The organism is Bradyrhizobium sp. S3.2.6 (assembly GCF_040546885.1).
In the GTDB taxonomy this organism is placed as follows: Bacteria; Pseudomonadota; Alphaproteobacteria; order Rhizobiales; family Xanthobacteraceae; genus Bradyrhizobium; species Bradyrhizobium cytisi.
The window spans coordinates 1-6,216 of sequence record NZ_JBEPOS010000055.1 but is presented as its reverse complement, the minus strand read 5'-3'; the positions used below and the strand labels follow the sequence as shown (position 1 = coordinate 6,216).

Below are 6,216 nucleotides of genomic sequence, written 5' to 3'. Positions count from 1 at the left end.
CGACGCTACGTCGCGCGACTCATCATTGTGAATCCCGCGCAAAAAATCCTCGCGATCTGTGGCAATTATGACTCAGTTGTTTATGGACGGGCCCTAACTCGGTACGCGACACAAAGACACGTTCGCATGGTCGGACCGAAAGTCCGTCACGCTCGAGAGATATTGGTAAAGACGAATTCGTCTCGACAGGTTTCATGCCCATTCTAGTAAAGTCACGCATATTGGGTCTGTTGACCAAATGCGAGCGTCGTCCTCTAGGGCCAGCCTCATCATTTCGGTTTTCGCGATGTTCGACCTCGCCAACCCGGGTGCCTTTCGTCTGCGAGGCGAGCAGGAGCTTTGGGTTATGGCCGCGAAGGAGCTCCCGCCCGCCCCCCTCTCGACATCGGCATGCCCAAGCCGCAAGCCGAGGTGCTCATCGGCGGACATGCGGCGGCGCCTGGACGTAAGACTTCACGTAGGCTAGCGGCATCATGCGGACCAAGTGCCCGAGCGACGTGATCTGGCGTGCCCAGAGTTGGCCATGCAAAAGCCATGGAAAAACTTTGAGAGAATAATGATCCTTAAGCGAGCGAACCCAATCCCTGAACCATTCTGTCGCGGTCCCTTGGTTGTGCTTTCACTAGCAATATATTGTTGGGCGGCTCAATGCTCATATGTTTCTAATCGGATTCGCCGCCTTGCAATAGAGGATCGCCTAACCCAATGATCAAAGGTTGGTTGGACTTTCCAGCATTTGAATTGTTCGCGGTCCTCATCGCCCTTTACGCAACGACTGGCGCTGTCATTGTGATCGCGAGTTTCAGCCCTGCAACGGTTGTGCTGGTGCGCCGCGTAGAAGGCGTGGTCGCTCCGCTTTTCGGCACGGTCGGAGTGTTGTTTGCGTTCCTGACCGGATTTTTGGCCAATGATATAACCGATCGCAACCGTCAAGCGGCCCGCGCGGTGCAGTCAGAGGCGGCGGAACTGCGCAACATCTATGCTGTTAGTAACGCGTCCGTCCCGGACATGGGCAGCCTCCGCTCAGTGCTTGCGAAATACGTCGCCGCCCTCGTGGATGACGAGTGGCCGGCGATGGCGCAGGACCAGGAGGCCCATTCGGTTGAGTCCGTCTATGACGCTTTGCTGCGAGAAGTGAGCGATCCTCGGATCGGTCAAGCAGCGGGTGCTGCGGTACAGACGGCCTTGCTAAATGCCGCAGTCGGAGCGGGCAGCGCGCGCTCCGAACGGCTCGCGTTAGCCTCGGACCGCACGATCGATGCCAAATGGATTCTCGTCCTGATCCTTGGCGTGGTGACACAGATATCGATCGGGTTGGTGCACCTGACGAAGGCCGGTGCGCAAATTACGGCGCTAAGCGTGTTCTCAATCGCCGTCGTGATGGCGCTGGGACTCATTGGTCTGCAAGAGCGTCCTTTTTCCGGTGATATCCGAGTAGAACCGGGACCTCTGGCTGAGGTCGCCAAAATCGCAGCGGATTGAGGATGCATCAGCTTCTTGCGTTTAATGCAAACCATTCCCGCGTTGACGCAGCTGGGAGATCTGTCGCGCCCGCTCGCAGCACCTGCGCTTGAGCGGGGACGAGATCGATATGCTGGAAGCCGTGCAGGGAATCGTCCTCGACGAGCATGGTAACGATACGCCAACTTCCTGTTGGTGCCAGTGAACGCCGGCAGTGGCGGAATCGACGACGGCGGGCATTGGTCGCTGCTGTTCGTCGGTCGACGCGAGCTGGAAAGATGGCTTATCACTACGACTCTTCCAGGGGATTTCACCTCGCTATTGCAAATCTCCTGGCAGCAAAGTTCGGCGCAACCTGCAGCCCGACCGCAGGGAAGCAACTATGATTGCGGCGTCTTTGTGGTGGAAGCCACACGGGAGCTGGTTCGGCTGTTGACGCAAGGGCAGCGTCCTGAGGACGGGCTGCTGCATCTCGCTGGGCTGATGAACTCGACGGATGCTATCGGTGAATGCGGCCATTGCCGTCCTCAAAGCGGTGGATAAAGATGAACCGAAGGCCAGCACGGCGGCGGCGACGACTGGATCAAGCTCATTTTCCGCCGCATGATCGAACGCGATTGGTCCGCGGACCAGGGAGGCGATATCTTCGTGGTGCGCGCTGATATGATACGGGATCGGTCTTTGCGTCTCGCGGTCGTGGTCGCCGACGAAACCAGCTTCGGTACGGAAGCCGAGCTTCACGAAGCGCTCATCGCCGATCGCGATGCGCTGCACGCGTAGAACCTCTGCCTCATCGAGCGGTCCCCGTCCAGCCTTCCCGATGACCATTCCCCATCGCTGGATACGGTCCTGCGGTGGTCTCTCGCCTTCTATTGACGTAGCTCGACTTTGAGTCTTTGAGGAGAAGAACGGCAGCGGTTCGCGCGAGCAGATCTTTTGGAATCTGGCTCACTACGGCGCGGGCGCGTTCCTTGATATCCTGCGCAACAGACCCACCAGTACTGGCGTCTTGAAAACGAGCGGGCAGAAGTCCGGTCTACCCGCAGATTGTTGCGGACACGATGCCGTGCCGAATTCTGCCCGGAACTGGCGTACTGGAGCTCGGTGTCAACGGAGATTTAAGTCGGCGCCCCAACAGCCATTCATGGAGAAGCCAGATGCGACGTGTGTAGAGTTCTTGAAGGAGACGCCCTCTCGGGCGTGACTATCCGAAAGGTACCGCGTTTACCGTGAGGAAACTTCGGCAGGTAAAAGGTTTGCCACGAGAGGCGCTGGCGCACCGCGCGGAGACGATCGAACCTAACGTCAATCAGCGATACGTATGGTTTTACAATCTCATCCTCGCGGCCGGGCCTCACATGAGCAAAGCTTAATGCGGGGCGGCGCGTCTCTCTCCGTTTCGTGATGACCGGCACGGACAGTGCCGTGTAGGGTGCCCGTGCTTTCGCGCCCCGACCGCATGTTCGGGCTTCCACAAGGATCATGATGCCCTCACAACGAGCGATCGCCCTTTTCGTTGCCGCACTTGTTTGCACGACCTCGCTGTCAAGCAGCGGCCTCCGCGCCCAGACCACGGTTACCTCCGAACGCCCCGCCAGCTTCACGCTCGACAACGGCCTGCAGGTTGTGGTGATCCCCGATCACCGCACGCCTGTCGTGACGCAGGTGATCTGGTACAAGCTCGGCTCCGCCGACGAGACGCCGGGCAAATCCGGGCTCGCGCATTTCCTCGAACATTTGATGTTCAAGGGCACCGCCAAGCACCCGGCCGGCGAGTTCTTGCAGACCGTGCAGCGGGTCGGCGGCGACCAGAACGCCTTCACCTCGGGCGACTACACTGGCTACTACCAGCGCGTGCCGCGCGAGCAGCTTCCTGCCATGATGGAGTTCGAGGCCGACCGCATGACCGGCCTCGTCCTCAAGGACGAGGACGTGCTGCCCGAGCGTGACGTCGTGCTGGAAGAATACAACATAGGCGCCAACAGCCCTGACGCACGGCTGACCGAGCAGATCATGGCCGCGCTCTACCTCAACCATCCCTACGGCCGCCCGGTGATCGGCTGGCACCAGGAGATCGAAAAGCTCGACCGCGAGGATGCGCTCGCGTTCTACAAGCGCTTCTACGCCCCGAACAACGCAATCCTGGTCGTCGCCGGCGACGTCGACGTCCCCGACATCCGCCCGCTGGTGGAGAAGAACTTCGGTCCGATCCCTGCGCAGCACGCGATCCCCGAGAAACGCATCCGGCCGCAGGAGCCGATGCCGGCGGCGCCGCGCACCGTGACGCTGTCGGATCCGCGCGTCGAGCAGCCCGGCCTGCGCCGCTATTATCTGGTTCCGGCGGCCGCGACGGCGGCAACGGGCGAAAGCCCCGCGCTCGATGTGCTCGCGCAATTGATGGGCGGCGGCGCCAACTCCTATCTCTACCGCGCGCTGGTGACCGACAGGGGTCTCGCGATCAGCGCCGACGCTGGCTACGATGGCACGGCGCTCGACCCGTCGCAATTCTCGATCTTGGTGACGCCGAAGCCCGGCGTCGAATTTGCGCCGATCGAGAAGGCGATCGACAAGGTGATCGCCGACCTCGCGCAGAATACCGCACGCGCCGAGGACCTCGAGCGGGTCAAGACCCAGCTCATTGCCGAAGCGATCTACGCCCAGGACAATCAGGCGGCCCTGGCGCGCTGGTATGGCGGTGCCCTGACCACCGGTCTCAGCATCGACGATATTAGGAGCTGGCCGGACCGCATCCGCGCCGTCACCGCCGAGCAGGTGCGCGACGCCGCGGTCAAATGGCTCGACAAGAAGCGATCGGTGACCGGCTATCTGATCAAGGATACTGCGCCGAAACATAAGGAGAAGCGCTCGTGACCTATTCCCTCACCCGCCGCGCGGCACTGATCGGCGGCGCCTGCGCCGCGACGCTGACGCTGTCATCCGCGCCCTCGCAGGCTGCAGCCAAGATCCAGCGACTGGTGTCGCCTGGCGGCATCGAAGCGTGGTTCGTGCAGGACGCGACCGTGTCCCTGATCGCGATGGAATATGCCTTCAGCGGCGGCGCGAGCCAGGATCCGGCCGGCAAGTCCGGCGTCGGCAATCTGGTCGCCGACCTGCTTGACGAAGGTTCAGGCGATCTTGATTCCAAGACCTACCATGAGCGGCTCGACCGCCGCGCCATCAAGTTGAGCTTCGCTGCGAAGCGCGATCACTTCCGCGGCTCGCTTCGCATGCTCAAGGACAACAAGGACGAAGCGTACGACCTGTTGCGGATGGCGCTGACCTCCGCGCGGTTCGAGCCGGCCGATGTCGAACGCATCCGCGCCCAGGTGATCTCCACCCTGCGCCGTGAATCGACCAGTCCGTCCTCGCTGGCCCACCGCAAGTTCCTCGAAGTCGCGTTTGGCGATCATCCCTATGGCAGGCCGGACACCGGCACGCTGGACAGCGTACCGAAGATCGAGATCGCCGACCTGAAGGACTATGCGCGCCGGATCCTCGCCAAGGATACGCTGCGCATCGTCGTGGTCGGCGACGTCGATCCCGATACGCTCGGCAAGCTGCTCGACAAGACCTTCGGCGCCCTGCCGGCCAAGGCTGAACTGACACCGATCCCCGACGTCGTGGCGGCCAAGCCGCCGCAGCGCGCCTTCATCCCGCTCGACGTGCCGCAGACCGTCGTCACCTTCGGCGGACCCGGCATCAACAGGCACGACCCGGATTTCATGGCGGCCGATGTGGTGAACCACATTCTCGGCGGCGGCCTGTCGTCGCGGCTCTTCAAGGAAGTGCGCGAGAAGCGCGGGCTGGCCTATTCGATCCAAGAAGCGCTGCTCTGGATGGATCACTCCGCGCTGTTCATCGGCGAGACCGGCGCCCGCGCCGATCGCGCCGGCGAGACCGTCGATGCGGTCGAGAAGGAAATCCGCCGCATCGCCGAGGAGGGCCCGACGCAGCAGGAGCTCGACGAGGCGAAGTCCTATCTCAAGGGCTCGCAGATGCTGGCGCTCGACACCTCCTCCAAGCTGGCGTGGACGTTGTTGCAGTATCAGCTCGACAAGCTGCCGATCGACTATATCGAGAAGCGCAACACCATCGTCGACGCGGTGACGCTTGATGACACCAGGCGGGTCGCGAAGAAGCTCTGGGGCGACGGCCTGCTCACCGTAATCGTCGGCCGCGCCCCGCAGGCGGCCGCCCAGCCGGCAGCGGCGACCCCGAAGTCGAACTGACGTTCCTAGGCGCACCTCCGTTGCGGTTTATCCCTGTCCCTAACCCCTCCCCCGCGAGGGCAGGGGTATCGCATATGGAATTTTCGAGTCTTTTCCGCTGCTTGGCTTCGCACCGGTTTGCCTGTCCAACCAATCTCCATGGAATCGGATCGAGAACAAAACCGAACGATTTGAGGAGCTGATGAACCTCGTCGTCGGTCTCGGGGAGCTGGATTTCGCCAGGCGGAGCAGCCCGAATGGAGGCATTGCGCCCATAGTTGTCCCAGGCGAGCACATACCCGTCGCGCGCAAGCCCGCGCGCAAAGGCTGTTTGCTGGGGTCGTCGGAGTCGCGCTGCGCCAGTTGCGCGGTTTGGCGGATCACAGCTTCGCCGAGCGTCATGCTGCCGTCGAGCGTGTCGAGCACGGTCTCAGCCCTCTGCACGACAATGCGTAAGCGCTTAGCCGCAACCCTATTGAGGCTGGCTTGACGTTTTGCGGAATCGCCACGGCATGAGGTCTTCGATACGGCTATGGGGATGGCCGTC

4 protein-coding genes are annotated in these 6,216 nt (G+C 61.9%); 3 read left to right on the top strand and 1 reads right to left on the bottom strand.

Going from position 1 to position 6,216, the window contains the following annotated elements:
- The first annotated feature begins 705 nt into the window (after nt 1-705).
- Nucleotides 706-1,482: a bestrophin-like domain gene (locus ABID58_RS37155; RefSeq protein ID WP_354037778.1), complete on the top strand. Its 777-nt coding sequence runs from the start codon at nt 706-708 to the stop codon at nt 1,480-1,482.
- Nucleotides 1,483-1,779: 297 nt separating this feature from the next.
- Here the strand turns inward: ABID58_RS37155 and ABID58_RS37150 are convergent, their stop codons facing one another.
- Complete coding sequence (locus ABID58_RS37150; RefSeq protein ID WP_354037777.1) at nt 1,780-2,289, bottom strand: hypothetical protein; 510 nt, start codon at nt 2,287-2,289, stop codon at nt 1,780-1,782.
- 654 nt (nt 2,290-2,943) lie between these two features.
- Between ABID58_RS37150 and ABID58_RS37145 the strand changes: the two genes are divergently transcribed.
- Both ABID58_RS37145 and ABID58_RS37140 read left to right on the top strand, forming a co-directional pair.
- A complete protein-coding gene (locus ABID58_RS37145) occupies nt 2,944-4,332 on the top strand; it encodes a M16 family metallopeptidase (RefSeq protein WP_354037776.1) in 1,389 nt (462 codons plus the stop codon).
- Nucleotides 4,329-5,690, top strand: coding sequence for a M16 family metallopeptidase (locus tag ABID58_RS37140; protein ID WP_354037775.1), 1,362 nt, complete (start codon nt 4,329-4,331; stop codon nt 5,688-5,690). The genes ABID58_RS37145 and ABID58_RS37140 overlap by 4 nt, the downstream gene beginning before the upstream one ends.
- Nucleotides 5,691-6,216: the final 526 nt, after the last annotated feature.